Source organism: Lactobacillus sp. LL6, assembly GCF_007570935.1.
GTDB lineage: Bacteria > Bacillota > Bacilli > Lactobacillales > Lactobacillaceae > Lactobacillus.
The window spans coordinates 169,711-192,738 of record NZ_VLLR01000002.1 but is presented as its reverse complement, the minus strand read 5'-3'; the positions used below and the strand labels follow the sequence as shown (position 1 = coordinate 192,738).

General features: G+C 32.9%; 16 protein-coding genes. 4 read left to right on the top strand and 12 right to left on the bottom strand.

Annotation, left to right across the window (positions count from 1 at the left end; genetic code table 11):
- Window positions 1-51: 51 nt before the first annotated feature.
- Entirely contained in the window at window positions 52-1,002 is a 951-nt protein-coding gene (locus FOD82_RS09300; RefSeq protein ID WP_144356194.1) for a restriction endonuclease, read from the bottom strand.
- 135 nt (window positions 1,003-1,137) lie between these two features.
- On the bottom strand, window positions 1,138-3,447 hold the full coding sequence (locus FOD82_RS09295) for a glycoside hydrolase family 31 protein (protein WP_144356193.1): 2,310 nt from the start codon (window positions 3,445-3,447) through the stop codon (window positions 1,138-1,140).
- A 155-nt stretch (window positions 3,448-3,602) separates the two neighbouring features.
- Here FOD82_RS09295 and FOD82_RS09290 point away from each other — a divergent pair, with 155 nt between their 5' ends.
- From FOD82_RS09290 to FOD82_RS09275, 4 genes are all read left to right on the top strand, one after another.
- A complete protein-coding gene (locus FOD82_RS09290; RefSeq protein WP_144356192.1) occupies window positions 3,603-4,595 on the top strand; it encodes a LacI family DNA-binding transcriptional regulator in 993 nt (330 codons plus the stop codon).
- A 442-nt stretch (window positions 4,596-5,037) separates the two neighbouring features.
- Window positions 5,038-5,286 (top strand): AbrB family transcriptional regulator, encoded by a 249-nt coding sequence (locus FOD82_RS09285; RefSeq protein WP_144356191.1) that lies wholly within the window; start codon window positions 5,038-5,040, stop codon window positions 5,284-5,286.
- Entirely contained in the window at window positions 5,286-5,681 is a 396-nt protein-coding gene (locus FOD82_RS09280; protein WP_144356190.1) for a type II toxin-antitoxin system death-on-curing family toxin, read from the top strand. The genes FOD82_RS09285 and FOD82_RS09280 overlap by 1 nt, the downstream gene beginning before the upstream one ends.
- Window positions 5,682-5,790: 109 nt before the next feature.
- Window positions 5,791-6,033 carry a hypothetical protein gene (locus FOD82_RS09275; RefSeq protein ID WP_144356189.1) on the top strand — a complete coding sequence of 81 codons (243 nt, stop codon included), beginning with the start codon at window positions 5,791-5,793 and terminating at the stop codon, window positions 6,031-6,033.
- An 80-nt stretch (window positions 6,034-6,113) separates the two neighbouring features.
- On the opposite strand, the gene FOD82_RS09270 is transcribed toward FOD82_RS09275, so the two are convergent.
- The 10 genes from FOD82_RS09270 to FOD82_RS09225 form a co-directional block, all read right to left on the bottom strand.
- Window positions 6,114-7,889 (bottom strand): hypothetical protein, encoded by a 1,776-nt coding sequence (locus FOD82_RS09270; protein ID WP_144356188.1) that lies wholly within the window; start codon window positions 7,887-7,889, stop codon window positions 6,114-6,116.
- Window positions 7,890-8,384: 495 nt separating this feature from the next.
- Window positions 8,385-9,299 carry a hypothetical protein gene (locus FOD82_RS09265; protein WP_144356187.1) on the bottom strand — a complete coding sequence of 305 codons (915 nt, stop codon included), beginning with the start codon at window positions 9,297-9,299 and terminating at the stop codon, window positions 8,385-8,387.
- Window positions 9,300-9,754: 455 nt separating this feature from the next.
- A complete protein-coding gene (locus tag FOD82_RS09260) occupies window positions 9,755-10,942 on the bottom strand; it encodes a hypothetical protein (protein ID WP_144356186.1) in 1,188 nt (395 codons plus the stop codon).
- A gap of 147 nt (window positions 10,943-11,089) precedes the next feature.
- The gene (locus tag FOD82_RS09255; RefSeq protein WP_144356185.1) at window positions 11,090-11,872 is read right to left on the bottom strand and encodes a helix-turn-helix transcriptional regulator; all 783 of its coding nucleotides are present in this window, start codon (window positions 11,870-11,872) and stop codon (window positions 11,090-11,092) included.
- Window positions 11,869-12,189 (bottom strand): hypothetical protein, encoded by a 321-nt coding sequence (locus FOD82_RS09250; protein ID WP_144356184.1) that lies wholly within the window; start codon window positions 12,187-12,189, stop codon window positions 11,869-11,871. Before FOD82_RS09250 ends, FOD82_RS09255 begins: the two co-directional genes overlap by 4 nt.
- A gap of 58 nt (window positions 12,190-12,247) precedes the next feature.
- Window positions 12,248-12,646, bottom strand: a complete 399-nt coding sequence (locus FOD82_RS09245) for a helix-turn-helix transcriptional regulator (RefSeq protein WP_144356183.1) — start codon at window positions 12,644-12,646, stop codon at window positions 12,248-12,250.
- 493 nt (window positions 12,647-13,139) lie between these two features.
- Window positions 13,140-13,589 (bottom strand): hypothetical protein, encoded by a 450-nt coding sequence (locus FOD82_RS09240; RefSeq protein ID WP_144356182.1) that lies wholly within the window; start codon window positions 13,587-13,589, stop codon window positions 13,140-13,142.
- A 72-nt stretch (window positions 13,590-13,661) separates the two neighbouring features.
- Window positions 13,662-14,261 (bottom strand): L,D-transpeptidase family protein, encoded by a 600-nt coding sequence (locus tag FOD82_RS09235; RefSeq protein ID WP_144356181.1) that lies wholly within the window; start codon window positions 14,259-14,261, stop codon window positions 13,662-13,664.
- Between the two features lie 102 nt (window positions 14,262-14,363).
- Window positions 14,364-21,092 (bottom strand): MucBP domain-containing protein, encoded by a 6,729-nt coding sequence (locus FOD82_RS09230; protein WP_144356180.1) that lies wholly within the window; start codon window positions 21,090-21,092, stop codon window positions 14,364-14,366.
- Window positions 21,093-21,456: 364 nt separating this feature from the next.
- On the bottom strand, window positions 21,457-22,989 hold the full coding sequence (locus tag FOD82_RS09225; protein WP_144356179.1) for a YfcC family protein: 1,533 nt from the start codon (window positions 22,987-22,989) through the stop codon (window positions 21,457-21,459).
- Between the last annotated feature and the right edge of the window lie 39 nt (window positions 22,990-23,028).

Here is a 23,028-nt window from a genome sequence, read left to right as displayed (position 1 = left end):
AATATAAAGCATATCAATGATTTTATATATATCACTGATATGCTTTATTAATTATTCAAAAAAATCTTCATCAATATCAAAAACATCATAAGTTTGTGCAACTTGTACTCCTATGTGATATTGAATCATTAGATTAGTTAACATCTCCCCATCAACTAAAGCAATATTTAGCTGTTTGGCCGCAACTTGAGCATCCTTACTAAAGCTTGAAGTTGTAATAAATACACCACGATTGGCGTGCATTCTAGTTAATGCACCATAAAAGCCATTAATCTCTGGACTTCCTACCGTATTATTTTCACCATAGCGTTTTACTTGCACATATACTGTTTCTAGCCCAAGTGGATCTTTATTAATAATTCTATCAATTCCGCCATCATTTGACTTTTGGGTAACAAGTTCTTCTCCATCAGTTCCTTTATAACCCATCTCTGCTAATAAGTGGGTCATCATTTTTTCAAATTTATATGGATTTACTTTTCTAAGTCGAGCTAATAAATTATCCGCAAAATCAATTTTTTGCTTGCTAAACCAATCATCTACTTGTTTAATATTTAGTTCAAAAGCTTCTATAGTTTCATCATCAGATGATTCATCTATTATATTCTTGTTATTATCACTTTGCTTTTGTCTATGGTCTTGATATGCTTTTTGACTATGAACAAATTCTCTATCAATATTCATTCCATATTTTTGATAAACTTCTTTACCTAGATTGCTAATTTTATATTTTCCACGATTAGGAGTATTGAGTAGACCTGCAATTTTTAAATCGCTTAGAGCCCAGTCAATTCTATTGTTTAAAATTAAATCATGATACTTCGATGTATATCTGAGGTTTCTCAATTCTTCCGGGATATCAGAATTATCAACAACTGCTTGTACTAACTCTTTTCTACTCCAAATATTCTTTTTTAATGAAATAGAAAGAATTGGACCTAAAAATGCATCCCAAGTAGGCATTCCATTTGAACTTTGTTTTAACTCTTCATATTTAATCATTATTAAACCTCCTACTATTTTAGTATACTATTAACCATTTGATTTTAAAATTAAACATATAAAATATAAAGCATATCAATGATTTATTAAATATCACTGATATGCTTTATTAATTATATATAAATTAAATCTAGCTTATCTTATTTTATAAGTTTTTTCTTGCTCATCATATTCAAACTTCCATTCTTTATCAGCCGATTGAACTATAATTGTCTGATAATTTGGCTTGTAACCATGCTTAGTCAAATTAATACTTACTTCATTATCATTAACTTCAACAACATATAAATTGTACTCACCATGTTGATAATTGAAGTCTAATCCATTGTCTTGATAATGTTCATATTTACCATAATCACCAAATAATCTAAAGGTCATTGTTTTATCAGGCTCATCTGAAATATGACTGACAACTTTTCCCCATGGCAAGATGGTATCTTTCTTAATAAACATTGGTAGTTTATCAAGCGGAGCACCTACCAAGATAGTATTTTGACCAGCATATTCAACCCCACTCCAAAAGTCAATCCATTCTCCCTTTGGTAAGTAAACTTGGCGAGTAGTCATTCCTTGATAAACAACTGGGGCTACCAAAACTTTATCTGAAATCATAAACTCGTCATTAATATCATAAACTTTTTCATCATCTTGATAATTAAGTATAAGCGGTCTCATAATTGGCAAGCCGTCTTTAGTTTCTTGATGATATAAATCATATAAGTAAGGAATAAAGTGGTAGCGTAAACGTAAATATTTACGATAAATTGATAAAGTAGGTTCACCAAATACCCAAGGCTCTTGTGAGCGAGTACCAAGTGCAGCATGGTTTCTAAATAATGGACTAAAGACAGCTCCTTCAATCCAGCGGGTTAGAAGTTCTGGCGTAGTATCAGCACCAAAGCCCCCAATATCAGTTCCAGCAAAGTTAAAACCACTCATTCCTAAGTTACATAATTGCGGAATCATCATTTGCAAGTGTGGCCATAAACTTTGGTTATCTCCTGTCCAAACTGTAGAATATTTTTGCGTGCCGGCATATGCAGCTCGCGTAATTACATAAGGACGCTTACCAGATGCCTTTTTAATTCCTTCATAAGTAGCTTTTGCCATATTATGACCATATACATTATGCATTTTTTTATGAGTAGATTTATTATCTTCATCACTAAAGACAATATTCTCTGGAACTGGTCCGTCAAAAGAAGCCGGTTCATTCATATCGTCCCAAATTCCAGCAACCCCCATATCAACTAAGTATTTACAGTGCTTACTCCACCAATCGCGTACTTCCTTGCGTCCAAAATCAGGATATACGGCTTCTCCTGGCCATACTTTATTAATATAAATGCTGCCATCAGGATTAGTAACAAAGTAGCCTTTTTCTACACCTTCTTGATAAATATTATATTTATCATCTTTTTTGACTCCCGGATCAAGAATTGGCATTAATCTAAAGCCCTTTTGACGCATTTTCTTAACAAAGTCAGCAGGCTTTTCATAAGAGTCATTCCTCCAAGTAAACACACGATAGCTATCCATATAGTCAATATCCAAATGTATCACATCACAAGGTAAATCATACTTGCGTAAATTATCTGCAATTTCTTCTACTTTTTCTTGACTTACACTATAGCCCCAACGTGATTGCTGATAACCAAGCATCCATTTTTGCGGGATTGGAACGCGACCAGTTAAATAAGTGTAATTAGTTACTACTTCTGCTAAAGTATTACCGCCAATAATGTAGTAATCAATATTACCCTCTTCTGCAGAGTAATAGTAATAATTATTACTTTCTTTACCTAAATCAATGTGGCTTCTATAAGTATTATCAAAAAACAATCCATAGGGATGGCCGTTTTTAAGTCCAAATAAAACAGGAATTGACTTATAAAGTTGCTCAAAACTTTCAACATGTGGAGCAGGATTATCAGTATTCCAATTAGTGTAAGCATAATGACGCTTATCTAAGTAGCCAGTTTTATCTCCTAATCCATAAAAGTGTTCGTCTGTAGCTAACGACTTCACAAGCTCATAATAACCACTTCCATCATCACTTTTGCCTGCCATTTCATGACCTTCAGAAGAGGCCAATTTTTTATGTGCTTCATCCATTACTTGACGGTCAATTGGTACACGCTTAGCCATATAGTCCAAAATTAATGGATTTCCATTTTCATCATAAACATCAAGTTTGCAATTATCATATGCTTTGACAGTTAACTTTGCAGTTTTAATTTCTAAATGATCACCACAATCCCTAATATTAAAATCTGTAGCAATGGTTTTATCTCCCTCAATAGCATATGAGTTAGTTGAATATCCTCTATCTTCAAATATTCTAATAATTTCTGGCGTAATAATGAAGATTGAGATTGGTTTTTCTTCATAATTTAAAATTACTTCTTGCTCATTTTGCGTAAAGTCCATTAACTTATTGTTCATTCTTAATTACCTCTATCAACTTAATCTGCATTTTTCTACGCTTATACATTATCACTAATTGCAAACGTTTACAATATTTACACATCAATGAGTTAAACGTTTACATTTCAAGTGGTATGTTTTATGCTAAATATATAAATAAGGAGGCAAATCAAATGAACGCAACTATTAAAGACGTCGCTCGTGAGTCGGGGTTTTCAATTGCTACAGTATCACGAGTACTTAATAATGCTAATGCTTCATATAGTTCAAAAACTGCCAAAAAAATAAAAAAAGTAGCTCAAAGTTTGGGCTATCACAAAAATAATATCGCTGCTAATTTAGTTAAAAGAACAAGCACTACAATTGCAGTCATTATTAATAGCGTAAAAACCAATTTTTCATTTGAGATACTAAGCGGTATTCAAGAAGAAGCCAATAAAAATCACTACAGCGTAATTATTTTATATGCAGGTAATCGAAGTGATAATTTAACTAAACAAGCTATTGAAACTGCAATCGATAGATCTGTTAGTGGAATTTTACTAGTAGCAATGCAACTTAACCAAGAAAATACTGAGATGCTTAGGGATGCTAATATTCCTTATCTTTTTGTTTCTACTCATCCTAATAATCCTTTAGAAAAGTTTGTTAGTTCTGATAATCATTTAATTACCCAAACCGCAGTTAATTATTTAATCAAAATGGGGCATAAAAAAATTGGCCTTGTAGGAATAGACCAACATACTACAGGTAAAGAGAGACTTGCTGGATATAAAAAACAAATGCTTGCCAATAATCTGTCAATTAATAACGAATTTGTTCAATATGGTGACTACAGTTATGAAAGTGGTCAAAAAATCATAGAAAAGATTGGTCCATTAATAAAAAATGGTGATTTAACAGCTGTTATTGCAGCCAGCGATATGATTGGAGCAGGTTTAATAAAAGGTGCCAAAAAAGAAAAAATTAAGGTTCCTGATGATCTTTCCATTGTATCTATTGATGGAACTTATATTTGTGAAATTACATCATCCGAATTAAGCAGTATTACACAAGATTTTAGGCAAATCGGTTCATTAAGTGTCGAAACGCTATTAAAAAAGAAGAATTCAAAATTTGTTCCAATTAAACTTATTAAAAGAAAAAGTGTTAAGAACCTAATGTAAAAAGCATTAGTACCATAAGATAATGCTTTGCCAAGTTTGTCAGGATCAGCTAAATTAGCTCCATAAACAATCTTTTTAGAGTCAACCCCAGGCTTGCCATCATCTTTAACGGTTTCATGCGTGAACTTGATTTTGACCCATGCTTGGTCGTCGCCATCGTCTCCGCCATGGTCATTTATAAGAGCTTTATTATGAATCATGGTCCAGCCACTAGTGTAACTGCCATGAGCTGGTTGCGCACCTTTTTTTAATTTAACGGGAATGATTAAATGATAATCCTTCCACCAAGCGTCAGATTTGGCTTTTGCGGCATCAGGTTTTAATACTGCATCAACTACAGTTTGACCTTTACTGTTCTTACCGTATAGAATCAGGATACTTTTCTTGGTATTTCAATAATTATAGTATAAAATGTAATTACATAATGAAAGGAAGTAATAACATGGCAGAAAATACATTAGAAAAAACAAAAATGTTTAAAGCTGGAAATTCCTATGCTTTAAGACTTACTAAAGAAGACCGAAAATTATTACATGCTGATAATAATACTGTCTTTGAAAAAAAGGTTAGTGCAGATGGTAATACTATTACATTTTCGAAGTTAGAAGCTGTTCACCCTGAATTAGATAATTTTATTGACAATTTTTATGCTAAAAATAGTGAGTTAATGAAAGATTTAGAAACTAAATAATGAAGTATCTCACTAAAACAGACTTAATCCATATTAATCAAAATGTAATTAAGCATTCAGCTTCTGATAATTTTGGTATTCAATATTCTGAAGGACTAGATATTGTATCTAAGCAGCCTATGCAATTTCTTTTTGGACGTGAACTTTATCCTACCATTTGGCTTAAAGCTGCATTTATCCTGCAAAAGATTACTAAAAAGCATATATTTAACGATGGCAACAAAAGAACAGCTTTAATTTCAACAGCATTCTTTTTAAAAATTAATGGTTATGAACTAAATTTGCCAAGAAAAGAAAGCTTAGATTTCATTTTAACGGTAACTAATAATCCAGATGATGATAAAACTATGAAGTTTGTTGCTGATTGGTTGCAAGTTCATAGTCAGCAAAAATAGTTGTATACCACTAGTCAAGTAGACTAAGGAAACTTATGATTATCAAAGATTTGTTCCCAGTAAAGAAATTAAAAACAGTAAACGAGTAGAATATTTAGCTTGGCGAAAGTTGAATTACCATGAAAGCTTACCTTTAGTTGAAGTTAGAAAACTAGGCGTTAAGCTGAAAATAGTTGGTGATATGGATAGTTATTATGCAGCTGTAATGACGAAGTCACCTGTTTATTATTATGAAACATTTACAGATAAGATGAGTGTGCATAGACAAAACTTGCAGTTATCAAAAGAGGAAATTGCAAAGATGGTTTCGACTATGAACTTATATGAAGCACTATTAGAAGAAGAAAGCTAAGTTCACCGACTAAAGCAAATACTTAGCTTTCAAAATTGTTTACAAGAAAAAGATACTACAAAATGAAATACATCGGGAATTCATTCTCGATGTATTTTATCTATAGTCATTTCGTTACCGCCATCGTCTCCGCCGTGGTCATTTATAAGAGCTTTATTATGAATCAGAGTCCAGCCACCACTATAACTGCCATGAGCTGGTTGCGCACCCTTTTTTAATTTAACGGGAATAATTAAATGATAATCCTTCCACCAAGCGTCAGATTTGGCTTTTGCGGCATCAGGTTTTAATACTGCATCAACTACAGTTCGACCATGTTTGTCTTTGGCATGATGAACGTAGAAGTATTTGCTGGCATCACGTCTTTTACCTTTAAGAGTTGTATCATTCCAATTTTCAGCATAAACGATTTTAGGGTCGCCTGCTAATTCAAGACTTGGGTCAAGTGAATCTTTTAACACTAAGCGCTGTTTATTTTTACCAGCATCAGTAAGTCCAGCTTTACCAAGGTTTGGGTCACTTTTATCTTTTAAAGCATCTTTAAGCGGTAATCCATTATAATTTTCATCACTATTATCTTCTTTAACATATGCACTAGATGGACCTTGGAGCTGTGTATGAATGTCAAAGTAAATCTTTTGGTTATCTTTAACAGTTAAAGGACTACTTTGTTTAACTTTTTTAAAGTGATTATCTTTAGTATTAACCAGTTTATTTACTGGAACATTATAAGTACTGTTTGTTTTCCCTTTGTCAAATTCAAAACCGAAGTAGTCAGCTTGCCCACCTGAAAGTTGTTGCGTAGTCTGATAATATTTTTTCGTATCATAATCAACAGGTAATGTCTGTAATTTGTCTGGATCATAGCCTGTTGATGTACCACTAGGACTAGCAAATCTATGACTTTGATAATTCAATGGAATAGATTCATAACTGTGAACAAATGTTACATTAAACGAATTAGTCGGATTTCTAGGTACATAAGAAATCTGTCCTTGTTTTTGTTCAGGATAAACAGTACCTTGTTTACCGTGGTGTGTACCTTGATCACCAAAAACTTTTATTTTACCAGGAACATTAGTATTCCAAGACTCAATATATCCAGCGTTTAATGCAGTGGATTTGTCATAAATTAAATATTGTGGTGGATCAAAAATCAAACCTTGTTTATAGTCAATATCCGTTTGCATAATTTGCGTTTTGATTGCTTTAAACGGTTTACCGTTATGATAAAGTTTCAACGTAAAATTAGCTGCACCTTGATAAGGTTCCTTGATTGAAATGTTTCTAGTGCTAAAGTGTAAACTATTATGTGCACCTATTCCATTAGGACGATAAGATCCATTCCAAAATAATCGAGCGTCTAAAGTAAGGCGTCTGCCTTTTTTACTATTTGGATAATAGAATAAAGCGTCTTTATAATACATTCCGACTTTACCAGCTTCGGACTCTTTTGGATACATATAAACTACCCAAGGAATCCTGTGACCTTTGTCACCTTCCATACTAACTTTAAATTTAGACTTAGTTGGTCCAAATGGTCGACCATGGATTACTTTGTTAGTTCGTACTAAAAAGCCTGATAATTTATGTTTGTGAATGTAATTAGCATTAGCAGTACCATGACCATGTTCATTATAACGTAATACAACTCCCATTTTGCCTGATGACCTATTAAGACCACCTTTGCCAGTCTTAGCATCAGGTGCAATACCGTATGTACTTGTTATACCAGGTCGTCTAGCAACATCATTCATACTAGCATGAACATGTTGTGATTGGCTTGCTAATGGTGCGACCATTAAAAGTGCAGTTGCACAAAACATCCATTTTTGAAAGTGTTTTTTACTTTTCACATGAATTACAACCTTTCTATAATATCAAATTTGATAGGATTGTAATTAGTATACTTACATTATTTGAAAATGATTTTTGAAATAAAAAAAAAAGACTATTAAAGAAATTAATCTTAAATAGTCTTTTAAAGTATGAGTTTACTTATCAATTTAATGTTATATATTCGATAGTTCACGTAAAAATACTAATATTTTATTAAGTTTACTTTTTTCGTATTTGATGTCTGATTTAAATTCATCATTTATGTAAATTTGGTAAAGACTAACAGTTACTAAAAATAATATTTTCAATGAATCTAATAATGTTAAGTCGATGTCATCTTCATCAAATTCTCGTTTGATATCAAATGTTTTGAGAAAAAATACAATTATACAACTAATTAATAGAATCAACAAATTTAACATATTATTTATCTGTTTTTGGGTAAATATACATTTTTAGCGTCATTTTCAAAATTTAACTTATTTTAAAATACCATCGATGTCAATAGTAACTTATCCCAATAAAGTTCTATTATCCCAAAATACATTGCTACCATTCCATGGATGCGCATAAATCCAATCAACATGGTCTAAATCCGATTGGGTTACTTTATATGTATAGTATCCTGATGAATTATCATCATTGACAATCTCATCGTTGTCATGAATTGGATTAACGTCTCCGCCAGCACCAATAATTTTACCTAAAGTTTCAGTGGCATTACCAAGTTGTTGTTTTTGACTTAATCCTCTAGTTCCAGTTCCTACAGTAATATAATGATTCCATGAATGTTTTTTAGCATCAGAAGTAGAAGGAATCCACATTCCAACTTGAGCTGCATTACCATGTTGCGGCATTAACGCACCAGGCTTTCCAGCAATAAGCTTCTTATTGTTAGCTTTCCATTTATCATAGTTAACGATTTTACCCATAGCATAGGCACCATACCAACTCATTTTACGCATAGATGGAAAATCCTTAAGCATTTGTTTAAGATTTTTCATTGAACCAGCATAAAGTGGTAATTTATTAACACTTACAAAATTTCCCTTACGACCACCATCTTTCAATATAATGACATTAGCATATTTAGAAGAATTGAAATTAGCATGCTTAGGTGAATTTACAAATTTAAATTTAAAAACAGGTGCCCAAGCTTTAGCAGCTTTTTGATAAATTTTCTTTAGCTTTTTATCTTTAACATATAGATTAGCACTTCTATGCTTGAAGTTACGGAAATAAGAACCTTCTTCATCACTATACTCATTATCAGTATCAGCCGATTCACCTGGAAAATACTTAGATGCGGTGTAAGTAGCTGCACTTGCATGTTGCGCTGTCATTGATAGCGGTGCTGCGGTTGCAAAAGTTAGCATCGCTACTGTTGCGGTTTTCTTTAACATTTTAGTAATCGTTTTATTGTTCATTTTCTTTGATTCCTTTCAATTGAATAAAGTTAACTTAGCTTGAGAAACATCAAGCTTAGTTTGTGGTTTGCCGTGTTCTTATAGGTAGCTCAGTTTCTAATTAATTTAGTTATCCAATTTTTCCATTTCACTCCCACTTAAATAAAATTCAGCTACTACCTATTTGCTCATGTTTATACTAAAAGCTTAATTATATCTTGTCGTTGAATTACTACTTATTTGCACAAATATTTTTGATGCACTTGTATTTTCATTTTTAATCTAATTATCGTTTCTAAGTTTGATCTGTAATGAGACACTATACATAAAATATAAATTGAATATAATTACATGACCTTGTAGCAATTACAAAGCATATGAAAACTAAAAAAAGCAAGAATTCCATATTTAGAAATCTTGCTTCAAAAAATAATTTTTTCTACTGACCTTCTATACTAAGATATTTAGTATACTTCTTAACGACGCTTAACTGTTACTTTTAAAATATCAAACCTGCTATATACTTTGTCTCCACATTGTTCATTATAAGCATACTCATATTTAATATGTGAGTCCTTTATGTCTTTAAATCTTTCAGTTAAACTATTATTTTCTTCATTATTATCTTCTAACATATCTGTATACTTTTCTTCAGCCTTACACCCATCACAACTCTTAACCCATTTACCAAAATCAAATTCATTGAATTTTTCATTTTTGCTCTTAGCCTCTCTTACATAATTCCACGCACTTACAACTTGATTTAAAGTTCTCAATTTTTTAAGTGGTACTTTAAATCTGAGGCTGCGATATTCATTAGATGTATTTTTTGCACTATTTAAAATATAATATTTTCCTTTGTTATGAATATATTTTAAACAAATCCAGTGTACATTTGTTCCTACATTATAAGGAATTATAAAAAAAGTATTTTCATCTTTTATATTATGATATGCATCTCTAAATTTCTTCTCATTCTCAATAGCTTTTATTGTATAGTCTTCTATTGAAGCGTCTACAGAATGTAATTCTTTTAAAATATTCAAATGATTTTTATCAAAGTTTCTATCTTGATTGTTGCTTTCATTTTCACGATAATCAAAAAAGTCCTCAATAGCATTGGAAGCAAAAAATTCTCCTACTAATGAAAAAGACAAGTCACTTTTTGCTATCATTTCTTTATCTTTTAACTTAATTTCTTTATCTAATGACAGCCACCATATTTTATCTACTACTTTATCAATCTGTTCTTCTTTTTGTGATATATCTTCTTGTGAAAATACCCCATTTAAAAATGCATATAATCCACAAAGTGGCTTACCATTTTGTTTTAGACGTTGATTTTGATGCTCTATTTTTTCCGTTAATCTCAAACGACGAATCTCCCAATAATCAGTCCAGCCAATCATAAATGCACATAACACAATCAAAAATATCACACCTATTGGATTTAATTGACAAATTGTATTTGATTTAGGTTTATAAGTTATTATAGTAAATACAAGCGTCACTAGAAGCGTTTTAGTCTCATCCTTAATTAATTTTACCCATAACCCTTGTTCTTCTAAACTTATATCTTGTTTATGTGCCTTAGGACCAACCCATACCATAATTCCAAACATTATTAACACAATAGTCCAAATTCCACACCACAAAGCATTCATAAATATCACTCTCTTCTAAAAAATAATCATACATATCATCCCTCACCCCACTCATCCTGTCGCTAAAACCAAACACATTTGCACAACTTTTTAGCATTTTAATTTTTCATCGTTATTCACATCAAAAAAAGAGCAGGTCGCCCTGCTCTACATTTCTAAATAATTCAAATATCCACATTCCGTAACTAGATTTTTCACGAACTCAGCACATTCATCTTGTCCATTTCTCTTATAGGTGAAATACTGTCCAACTAACTTCTGTAAGAACACATCCCCAAAGCTAGGCACACTCTCTAGCACTTGTACAGCATGATTAAATTCAACACCATCTTCATCTTCCTGACTACAAATCTTCAAATAACTTACACAAATACTTGCCATTAACTCATATGTCCGTCTATCTAAGTTTGCAGCTTTCCTATATCTACTAAAGATGACTGCCATCAAAGATTCTAATTCATCAAACTCATACAAATTCATACACACTAAGAGTAACCACAAGATATTCTTGTTCAAATCTTTCATCTCAAGAAAGACACGCTTCATCTTACGCTTAAAATCCGGCGCGAATTTGTCATCCTGATCTTTTAGCTTAGCAATTAATATTGCAACAGCAAACTTCTCATGCGGATTATTTAGTTCTTTGCTATCTTTCAACTTTTTTAACTTCATTATATCACGCTCAAAGTAAGCATTTATCACCTGATCTTGACGCTGTTCATGTACATTAACTTGTTCTCCATCCTCCAAGAATTTTACTATAGATACATCATGAAGCTTTAATAAGTTCAGCACTTCATCAGCTCTAACAGAGTTTCTTTCATTTTCAAGTCGTGAATAGCGTTCCCTTTTCATCACTTCAGCTATCATGTTCTTTTGAGTTAGACCTAATTCTTTCCGCAACTGCTTAAATTTCTTACCTATCTTCATTTATTTACCCTCGAAAACTTAGAATATTTTATTGATTTTAATAAACACGCAATTTTGTTAGAATGTGAATTTTTATCAATTAAGTCAGAGTAATAAATCGCCAAGACCTTGTATAACATCAAGGTTGACTTAGTAGGCAATTCTTTAATAATTTTGATGATTTTTTTAGCTTCAGTAAAGTTTCCTTCACTATATAAACGACCAGTGTAAGCAACTAGTACCGCAGCAAAAAGTTCAATTGTTAAATTATCCCAAGTCTCTCGCTTTAAGACAGATGCTATCAAAGTTGCTACTTCTTCTTGGTCAAAGAGTGGCATCGTAATTAGTAGCTCCCATAAATTATCGTAATTCCACTCATCGGCACTCAATAGCTCACTACGAATGTGCTTTTGCAGGCATATAGGTAAGGCATTTACCCCCCAAAATTTCTGCTTTAACTAGCTTCAACTGTAGAGTTTGTAATTCATTAGCTTTAATTTCGTCAAGTTTCAATAAGTCATCAATTTCAATTTTATCTTTAGTCAAGCACGCCATTTGAAGTCGATTTTTAAGGCGATATTGCTTTACTGCCTTTTTATCGAATACACTAAAGAATTCATAGATAGAAATACCATTTCGCTTAAGTATTTCAAGTAAGTCTTTAATACTAATTTGGCGGTCTCCTCGCTCAATTATGCCATAGTATGTCGGCTTCAAAACGCCAGCACTCATTTTACGTTGAGTTAAGCCGTAGGTTATTCTAATTTTTTTCAGTTCTTTTCCAATTGTTGTCATAATTTACTTTCCAATGCACCTTACCTTATTAGGAAACTATTATACAAACAATCTTACACAAAAAATTAAAATCTGCCAATCTGCAAATATTCTTTAGCCGAATTCTATATATTCGGTAATTGATTAGACTCTTTTTATTTGAGTTTTGATACATCTAGAATCAGGATACTTTTCAATGAAGCATCTCACTAAAACAGATTTAATCAATATTAATCAAAATGTAATTAAGCATTCAGCTTCTGATAGGTAGCTCAGTTTTTAATTATCCAATTTTTCCATTTCACTCCCACTTGAATAAAGCTCAACTACTACATATTTGCTCATATTCATACTAAATACTTAGTCCTCTCCTGTCGTTGAATTACTACTTATTTGCTTTTTTCAATTAGATGTCTTAAGACACTTAAATTTGTGTAGAAAAAAGCAAGAAATCCATATCTAGAAATCTTGCTTCAAAAATAATTTTTCTAACATTGGCTTGAACAGAATAATACTATAATTCATCTTCTACTTCTGAACCAGCAAAGTATTCTTTTAAATCATCTACAAATGAAAAAGCTAAAAGAAATAATACAACCTTAATCCAAGAATGCGTCCACTGATAAGCAAAATAGATTGCTCCAATAACTATAGCCAGAATAAATGCTAAGCCCAATAATGTCATCAAAGTTCCAAATTCTTTAGTTATATCTTTAAAACTTTCAACTTCATTATCTTCTTTTTTTAATTTTCGATAGCTTTTACTGCTTCTAATGAAAAACGCTATTGCAAAAATAATTGTACCTAATATAAATATACTAATTCCTATCCCTACAATTAATTTAGAAATAATTATAGAATTAAGTGCAATCACTGCTCCAATTAGTTGCAATCCTTCTCCCACAATATACAACTGCACTAACCTTTTACGAGCATCTGTATATTCTAAATTTTTAAAATCCATAAATTTCTACTCCTTAAGCTTTTGACAACATTATAACAAAAACACTGCGGTTATAATCACAGTGTTTTTTAATTATTTATATTTAATAATCACCTTTGTACCATAAGGAACATGCTTTTGAAGCCATTTTGCATCACTAACTGATAATCTAATACAACCATGACTGCTTGGCTTACGTCCTAATTTACGTGCTTCAGAAAGAATATATGGCTTCTTCCAAGGTTTAGTAGGTACAGTATGGAAAAGATACAATTGACCAATCCATCCTACGGGATAATAAGCTTCTGAAAAACGATAAGGGTGATAATTATTGGTATAATAAGTTCCAGTTGGCGTTAAACTTTTACCATTAATAATGCTACCAGCAGAAGAATACATGGTGTAAACCACCTTTTTACCAGAACGAATATAGGTTCTATTTCCATAAATAGATACTCGCAAATTTAAGTTTTTTATCTTCTTAAGATTAGGATATTTAGTCTTCGTTTCGCTGGATTTTCTCCAATAATTTCCACTCATCTTGCGCATATCACTTGGATCTGCATAAGGCTGATATTTAGTTTTCTTAATCACTTTTACTGAGTCAGAGGTTGATGCAAAGACTTGCTTACCATATGGCTCAATGAAAATAAAAATTAAAAAAGTAAATAATGCAATAACAAACTTTCTCATAATCAAGTACCTCAAAATTATATTTATGATTTAATTTTAACATCTTTAAAGCAAAAAAATACATGATTTCTATTGAGAAATCATGTATTTCATACTTAGAGATTAAGATCTCTTACGCTTCTTCACACCTGCAAGTCCAATCATTCCGATTCCTGCGGCAGCTGCTCCTAAGATTGCTGCAGAAGCTTCTTCATTATTGTCCTCACCGGTTTGTGGAAGAGTGGTCTTTGAATTATTTACAGTAGCAGTAGTTACAGCCGACTTATTATTTTGAGCTACTGTAGTTGAAGTCTTAGTTACTTTAGCGCTATGTGGCTTAACAGTATTGGTCTTTTCACTTTGTGAGTGAGGACGAACTGTTTCTGATTTGTTTTCTTTTTCACCATGAGGCTTGACAGTTTCTGGTTTTTCCTCGTTATCTTGTTCATGAGGCTTAACTGTCTCATCAGTCTTTGGTTGTAAGTCATCATCAGTACTTGGAGTAACAGGTGTGGTTGGTGTTTCAGGTTCTTGTGGTTCATCCGGAGTTACTTGTGGATGAGGTTGTGGACTTGGAACATCGTTGTTATCGTCTGGTGTAGTTGGGGTTACTGGAGTTGTATTCTTAGTATAAGTTACAGTGTATTCACGGTTGATGTTGTCATCAGTTACCTTAACTGTATCACCACCTACAGAAGTCTTATCAACAGTGTATCCATTAATCACTGGAGTGTTAACCTTGTTGTAAGTTTGTGAATCTGGTGTCCAGCCTTCATCCTTAACAACCTTGCCAGTTACCTTATCAATTACTAAGTGGTGTTCAAATGTAACTGTAGTTACGCTGTCTTTTGGTGTGTTGTCTCCAGCTCCTGTGTAGTGAACTGTTTGAATACCAGTCTTAGTTAAACTGTCCTTATCAGTATCACTTGGCCACTTAGGTCCATTTGGATCGTTAGGGTTGATTGGTTCATCAGGTTTTCCTGGGTTAGTTGGGTTAACTGGAACTGTATTATGCTCTACGTGGATCACAATATTTTGACTGCCCTTAGCTACTTCACCCGGAATAGTTACATCTGGGTTGACTACCTTATAGCCCTTGTTAGTTAATTCAGTAATTACACTATTCTTATCATAATTTACCTTAGTACCTGCATCTACATTACCAGTTGTGTATCCGTATTGATCAAGATTTTCACCAGTAGTGTTGTCATGAACATAAACATTTACAACACCTTTATCAGCATCTGGCTTAGTGTAAACCACTTCAGTATCTTTACCTGGATCATTTGGTGTTACTGTTGGAGTTTCTGGAGTATAACCTGGAATATTTGGTACTGGTTCGTTTGGTACAACCTTAGTTGGATCACTTGGATCTGTTGGGTAAGTTGGGTTGTCGACATTTGGAATCTTGTTTCCTTCTGGATCAACTGGAACAATCTTACCGTTTTCAGCATAAGTTACAGTTTCTTCTACTTCTGGATTATCAACAGTAACAGTCTTACCGCCTGCAGTCTTCTTGTCTGCGTGGTAACCGTCAACTACTGGAGTATCAACTGTACCGAATTCATGACTTGAAACATTCCAAGAACCGCTGTCGATAATTTCACCAGTTACATTGTCAAAAGTAATATTCTTAGTGAAATCGAAACTTTGAACATTATCCTTTGGAGTCTTATTATTAGCTCCTGTGTAGTGGATTGTTTGAGTTCCTGTCTTCTTTAAATCATCAAGACTTGTTCCATCTGGATACTTAGGACCATCTGGATTATTTGGATCAATTGGATCACCTGGGTGACCTGGATTGTCTGGAGTTACTGTAGTAATTCCATGCTTGAAAGTGATGTAGAATACTTGATCTTCCTTATCATCATTGTCAAAAATTCTATTTTCACCAAAACCATCAGAAAGCAATACATATCCTTGCTTGGTTAAGTTAGCAATTACACTTTCTGGAGAATAATTAATTTTATCTCCTGCTTTACCAGTTAAGTCCTTGTCAACATGAAGAGTGACTACATTTCTAGGATCATTAATATCTTGATAAATTACACTAGCATGTTGAATATGATCAGGATTTTTAGTATAAGTTACAGTTACATTAATGTTTGCAGAATTATGAGTAATATCAGTAATCTTCTTTACATTATTATTACCATCATTATATTCATTTGGAACACTTGCAGTGTAACCATCAATAGTCTTAGTTGGAACTAAATCAAAACTTCCATTATCACTGTTTCCATTTTCAATAGTCCAAGTTAATGGATTAGTTTGGTCTACTTCTTTACCATCTTTATCAACAAATTTACCTGTTACCTTATCAAAGTAGCTGTGAGCGGTAAAAGTTAAAGTATCTTTAACTGCTTCAGGTGTAGACTCTCCTGCACCAACATAAGTTACTGTTCTAGTTACAGTCTTGGTCAAATCATTTTCATTTGCACCGCTTGGATATTTTGGACTAGTTGGATCTTCAGGATTTACTGGCTTAGTTGGATCAAGTGGATTGGTTGGATTTACCGGAATAATTGTATGCTTAATATGAACTACATAGTTTTTAGCATCTTTACTTATAATAGTTGGAATATCAGAAATATTATTGTAGCTAACGTTTCCATTGCCAGTTACATTTACAAATTCATAACCGCTATTAGTTAATGTAATCAAATCGCTTTGAGTTTTTGGCAACAGCTTTTCATCTTGTGTGCCAACATTTTCTTCACCAGAAACATAACCATAACCAGTTAAATCTTGACCAGTTGTATCATCATGGAAGACAACTGTAATTGTATTTTGAGTTGTAAATACAACATTAACATCTTTAGATGGATCTGTTGGATCTGGATTAATTGGTGTACCTGGCTTATTTTCTGGGTTAAGTGGAACATAACCATTTGGAACATTTGGAATTTCAACAGTTACTACTTTAGTTGGATCACTTGGATCTGTTGGGAAAGTTGGTGTATCAACATTAGGAATTTTATTTCCTTCTGGGTCAACTGGAACTACATGACCATTTGGTGCATAAGTAACAGTTACGTCCTTAACTAAATCATCTGGAGTTACTACTAAACTACCCGCTGTCTTTTTATCAGCATGATAATTTTCTACAACTGGAGTATTCACATTATCAAAGGTATGACTACTTTCATTCCAATCACCAGTTGTAATAATCTTTCCTGTTACATTATCAAATGTAATTTCTCTAGTGAAAGTAAAGGTTTGAGTATCATCTTTTGGAGTTTTATCGCCTGCACCAACATAGTGAACGGTTTGAGTAGAAACTCTCTTAACATCTTGTTCACTTGTACCACTTGGGTATTTAGGACCTGTTGGATTTGATGGATCAACAGGATCACCTGGATGGCCAGGATTATCTGGAGTCACAGTAGTAGTACCATGCTTTACGTGAACAATTACTTGATCTAAACCAGCTGCAATCTTAGATGGAATTTCACCATCAGTTGCTACATAGACATATCCCTTCTTAATTAAATCTTGTAAGTCGTTATCAGTATTGTAGTTAACAGCTGTATCAACAACTTGGTCACCACTATCAAAACCAATATTAGAAATATCAATATTATCGGTATCATCATGATACTTAACAACTAAGCGACCAACTTCTGGTGCTTTTTCTTCATTGTAATAAACATTTACTGTAAGGTTAGCTGGATTTAAAGCATTAACTTCATAACTCTTAACAGCACCATTTCCAGCTGCGTAATCAGCATTATCAGTAGTTGCGAAGTTATAAGTTTTACCGTCTTTATTGATTGATGGTTGAGCTTGGGTTTGAGCAAAAGTAAAGCTAGTACCATTTCCAGTCTTACCAGTTGAAGTTAGGTAGGTCCAAGTAAGTTCACCATTTTGATTCTTAATAGTGCCATCATCATTTAAGTTCACTAAGTTTCCAGTAACTTTATCAATCACACCAGATGCAGCAAAGGTTACTGTGTCAGTCACTGGATCAAGCAACACATTATTATGATCTGCGGAATCCAGATAATTTACTGTTCGAGTAATGACTTTTTCAAGTGCGTCTTTTGATAAATCAGGATTATTAGTATCAGGATGGTTAGGGTCTACTGGAGTAGTACCATGACGGAAATCAACATAGAATACTTGAGAGACTTTTCCATCTTCATCTTTAACTTTATCAAAGGCAGCATCTTTATTAAAACCATCATTTACTAAGACATATCCTTTATCAGTTAAAGTCTTAATTTCATCAGCAGTTGAGTAATTAATTTTGCTACCAGTAGTTCCTGATACTTCAGCTTGATTTAGAACTTGATTATTATTGTCTAAATCACGATAAATAATATCAGCTTTTTGATTACCATAATAAGTTACAGTTACAGTTGAATTACCATTAACTGGTGAAACGATTTGCTTTTCAACAACTGGCTTATCAACTGATGCATAACCAAGCTTAGTAGGATCGGCTGATTTTACTTCTGAAAATTCACCTGAAATTGGAGTCCATGCACGATCAGCATCCTTAGTGTTTACCACACCATCATTATCAGTATCATAACCAAGAAGCTCACCAGTTACCTTATCCACAATTGCTGTGCGAGTAAAGCTAAGAGTTTGAGTTTCTTGACTCTTGCCTTCAGGGCTACCATTAACTGAATTACCGTATTCGTCTCCATAGTTGATAACTCTTGTAATGACTTTATTTAGATCATCTTTAGAAACACCAGTTGGATATTTAGGATTGTTTGGATTATTTGGATCAATGGGATCAGTCGGTGTTTTTGGATCATCTGGAGTTACTGGAATAGTACCATGCTTTAAATGAACTTCAAACACATTTTTTGCAGCATCTTCGTTAAACTTTTGACCATCTGCATTAGTAAAATTATCACTTACAAAAATGTAACCTTGCTTTTCATAATCAGCAATCTTATCCTTAGTTGAATAATCGATTGCAAGACCAACACCGCCATCAACTGTGTCACTAGTTAAAGTCTTGTTTTCAGTATCATCAATGTAATTAATCTTAGCAGTAGCTGCTTTAGTGTAAACGTAAGTAGTAGTGTAATCAAAACTAGTAAACTTACCACTTTCTGCCCCTAAAACTTTATCCAAAACATAACCATCAAATGATTTTCTTTCAGTTTGCCATTCGCCTTCTGGATACCAGTGATCCTTGGGATTAATTCCTTGATTAGTTTGATCTGGATTATTTTTATTGAAACCTAAAACAACAGATTCATCTAACTTATTACCATCTTCATCAACATAGTTAACAGTTACATATTTGTTAGGAAGGAAGTGAACAGCTGTAGCAATTTCCATTCTGTTCATTTTATCAGTGTTCTTGTGGTCGTTTAAGATACCTAAGAAGGTGTAACCCTGCTTCGTATATCTATCTTCCATCTTTTTAACACTGCCTTCAAAGTCATTAGTTCCGCTACCATAGGTATCATATACTAAGTCGATATTTACTCCACCTGGTAAACTGCTCCAATCACTACCATAGTCATGACCAGTAACATTGGCACCACCGCCATCTGGAAGACCTTCTTGAGCATACTTTGCAATCTTTTTATAAGTAAAAGTAATGACCATTGGATTAGGGTCATCTTTTGATTTATAAGTTTGATTGATTGGCATTTCAATTGATGTAGGTGAGCCTTCAGTTAATTCATAACCTGGAATTTCAATTGCATTTGCTAAAAACTTGGAGTCTAAAACATTATCTGTATCACTATAGGCACTCTTGGAAGTTGACCACTTAGAAGAATCACTATAAGTAGTTAAAAGGTTACCATCAGTATCTACAAACTTAACCACTGTAGGAGATAACTTAGCAAAATGCAAAGTCATATTAATATCATGCTCAGGAACAACTAAATAGCCAGCTCCACCACCTAGGGAAGTAAGGTTTAAACTTTGAAGTTCTTCCGGATTCATTAACTTGTAGCCTTGGAAGTTGTATACAATTTGTTCTTTATGGCTACCAGCAACCCCTTTATAATTATTGCTTCTTAAAACTTCTCCAGTAGTATCATCTACTTCTTGAATATTGATAGTGTATTCTTTTGCCTCATCTGTAGTAGTCGCATCAGTTTGTTTAGATGAGTTAGTATTAGCAGTTTTGCTTACATTCAAATTAGCTTGAGTGGACTTTAACGCTGCTTTAGCAATAGAATCAGCTTCACTAGTAGCTTCTTCTTTGACTTCAGAAGAGTTATTAGTTCCCTTTAGACCACTCTTAGTAACATCTGCGTCATTGGTATTTTGAGAAACAGTTTGTTTGCCTAAATTACCAGAAGATTCTAAATCAGTTGTCTTTTCAACGTTTTTACCATCTTGAGCAGCTTGATGGATTTCACTAGCAACATTCTTTTCAGCAGCTTGAGTTTGAGTTGCATTTTGAGATTGTTGCTTTTCCGTATTTTGCTTAGCATCTTGAGTTAAAACTTCATTATTTTTTTGTGTGTCAGTTTTAGAAGTGCTTTGAGCAGCTGAGTTTTGAGAAACTTCACTTTTAGGAGTGTTAATATTTTCTCCTGTAGCTTGAGCTGCGCTCGTTTTTTCTGAGTCGTTACTTGCTTGTTGATTTGAAGTTTGACTAGTAGATGAATTATCAGCTTGAACAACTACCTTATTTACTTGTTGAGTATTAACACTCTGACTACTTTCAGTAGTTGCTTTTGCGTTATCCTCGTTATCATTAGCATCTTGGGTCTCAGCGTGAGCTATATTAGTTCCCGCAGTAAACCATAAAGTAGTACTTAAAAGAACAGAAGCAGCACCAACAGACAATTTACGAATCCCAAAGTGGGCTTGATGTTCTGCCGACTCTTCCATTCTTTTTGTACGATTATTTTTTGAAACCATTATTCAGCCTCCGTTAACTCTTATTCTCATTATTAAGTTGTGCTATATTATGTTTATTTATATCAATTTCATACATGGGTATTGTATAACTTGTTATTTTAATAACATAAGATTATTTACGTAATTCTATGTATTCAACACCTAAATCCTTAATATAATAAGCTTTCTGAAACTAATTATAACACTAAAAAACATTCGTTACCATATAAAAATAACTTTTGTTATTGTAATTTTATTATTTTTATGTTTATTTTTGCTTTTTATTAGTGTTTTTGTATAAATTTAGTAACACTTTTTTATGTACGCGATTAAAATAAAAAAATAAGCGTTCTACACATATATGTAAAACACTTATTGCTTTCTTTTAATAAACGACCAGTCCTAAAGCTAAAAATGCTAGACAAATTCCAAATTCAATAACTATTAGTTTCCAACAGAATTTAAACCATTTATCAAAACCGATATTAACCATCATCAAACTCATCAAAATTAATCCAGTAGGAGCAATCAGGGAAATAAATCCTTGCCCCCAGTTGTATGCATCAATAATACTTGCTCTATCAATTCCAACCACATTAGCCAGAGGTGCCATAATTGGCATTGAAAGAACAGCTAATCCTGATGAAGACTGAATAAAGAATCCTAAGACAATATAGACTAAGAACATTACCCAAATAAAAATCAATGGTGGCATACCACTAACTGCGTTACTGAAAAAATTCATAATTGTATCACTAGTATGGCTTTCTTCCATTACTATCGAAACAGCTCTAGCTAATCCAATGGTCAAAGCCACACCTAGCAAGTCACTTGCGCCATCTACAAAACTTTTAACAAATTGATGTTCATTAAGTCCTGAAATAAACGCCATAATATAGCCTGCTGCTAAAAAGACCACAGAAATTTCAGTAAAATACCATCCCTTTGACTGCACTCCCCAAATCATAGTAATAAAAGCAATTGCAAAAACTAAGAGAGTTAATTTTTGATGCCAAGTAAAATTGTAATCTTTAGTATCTTCATTCATATACTTCTGATCTTCTTTAGCAAAATCATTATAAACAAAAGAAGCCTTAGGATTTTTCTTAACTTTATTTGCATAAATCAAGACATATATCATCCCTGTAATGATGCAAACAAGCCACATCATAACTCTAAGTGGCAAGGCATGGGAGAAATTGACTCCAGCAGCATTTGATGCAATAACAGTTGAAAATGGATTAATTGTTGAAGCCATTGTACCAATACTTGTTCCTAAGAAAATCGTCGCTACAACTGTCATCCTATCAAAACCTGCAACTAAGAATACCGGAATTAATATTGGATAAAAGGCCATTGTCTCTTCTGCTAATCCAAAAGTTGTACCTCCTAATCCAATCAACCCCATAATTAAAATAATCAAAAGACTTTGCTTACCCTTAATCTTCTTAGATAGAGCTGCCATTCCAGAATCAATGGCACCATTAGCGTGAACTACACCAATACATCCACCTAAAATCAATACAAAAGCAATAATATCAATAGATTGACCAATTCCTTGAACCTGTGAAGTTAAAAACTGTACTACAGCTTGATATAAGTTAGGTTTTTTCTGATTGATCTTTTTATAAGAGTTAGGAATTGCGACAGGCTTATAAATTGTGCCATCCTTAAACTTATTGATTGTAATTTTAACCTTATACTTATCAAGAATTTTCTGTGTAGCTGGTTTTTTAATTTTCTTTCCGCTAGGCTCAGTGACTGTAAAATTATTACTGTCACTATTATATTGAATAGTGGCATAGTTACCAGCTGGAATAAAGAAAGTTAAAATTTGTACAAGCAGCAATACAAGAATTACAACTGTATATGCTGTGGGAAATTGATGTTTCTTTTTCCGCTTTTTAACGTTCTTCATGATTAAACCTTCATTCTATTATAAACAAGAACTATTTAG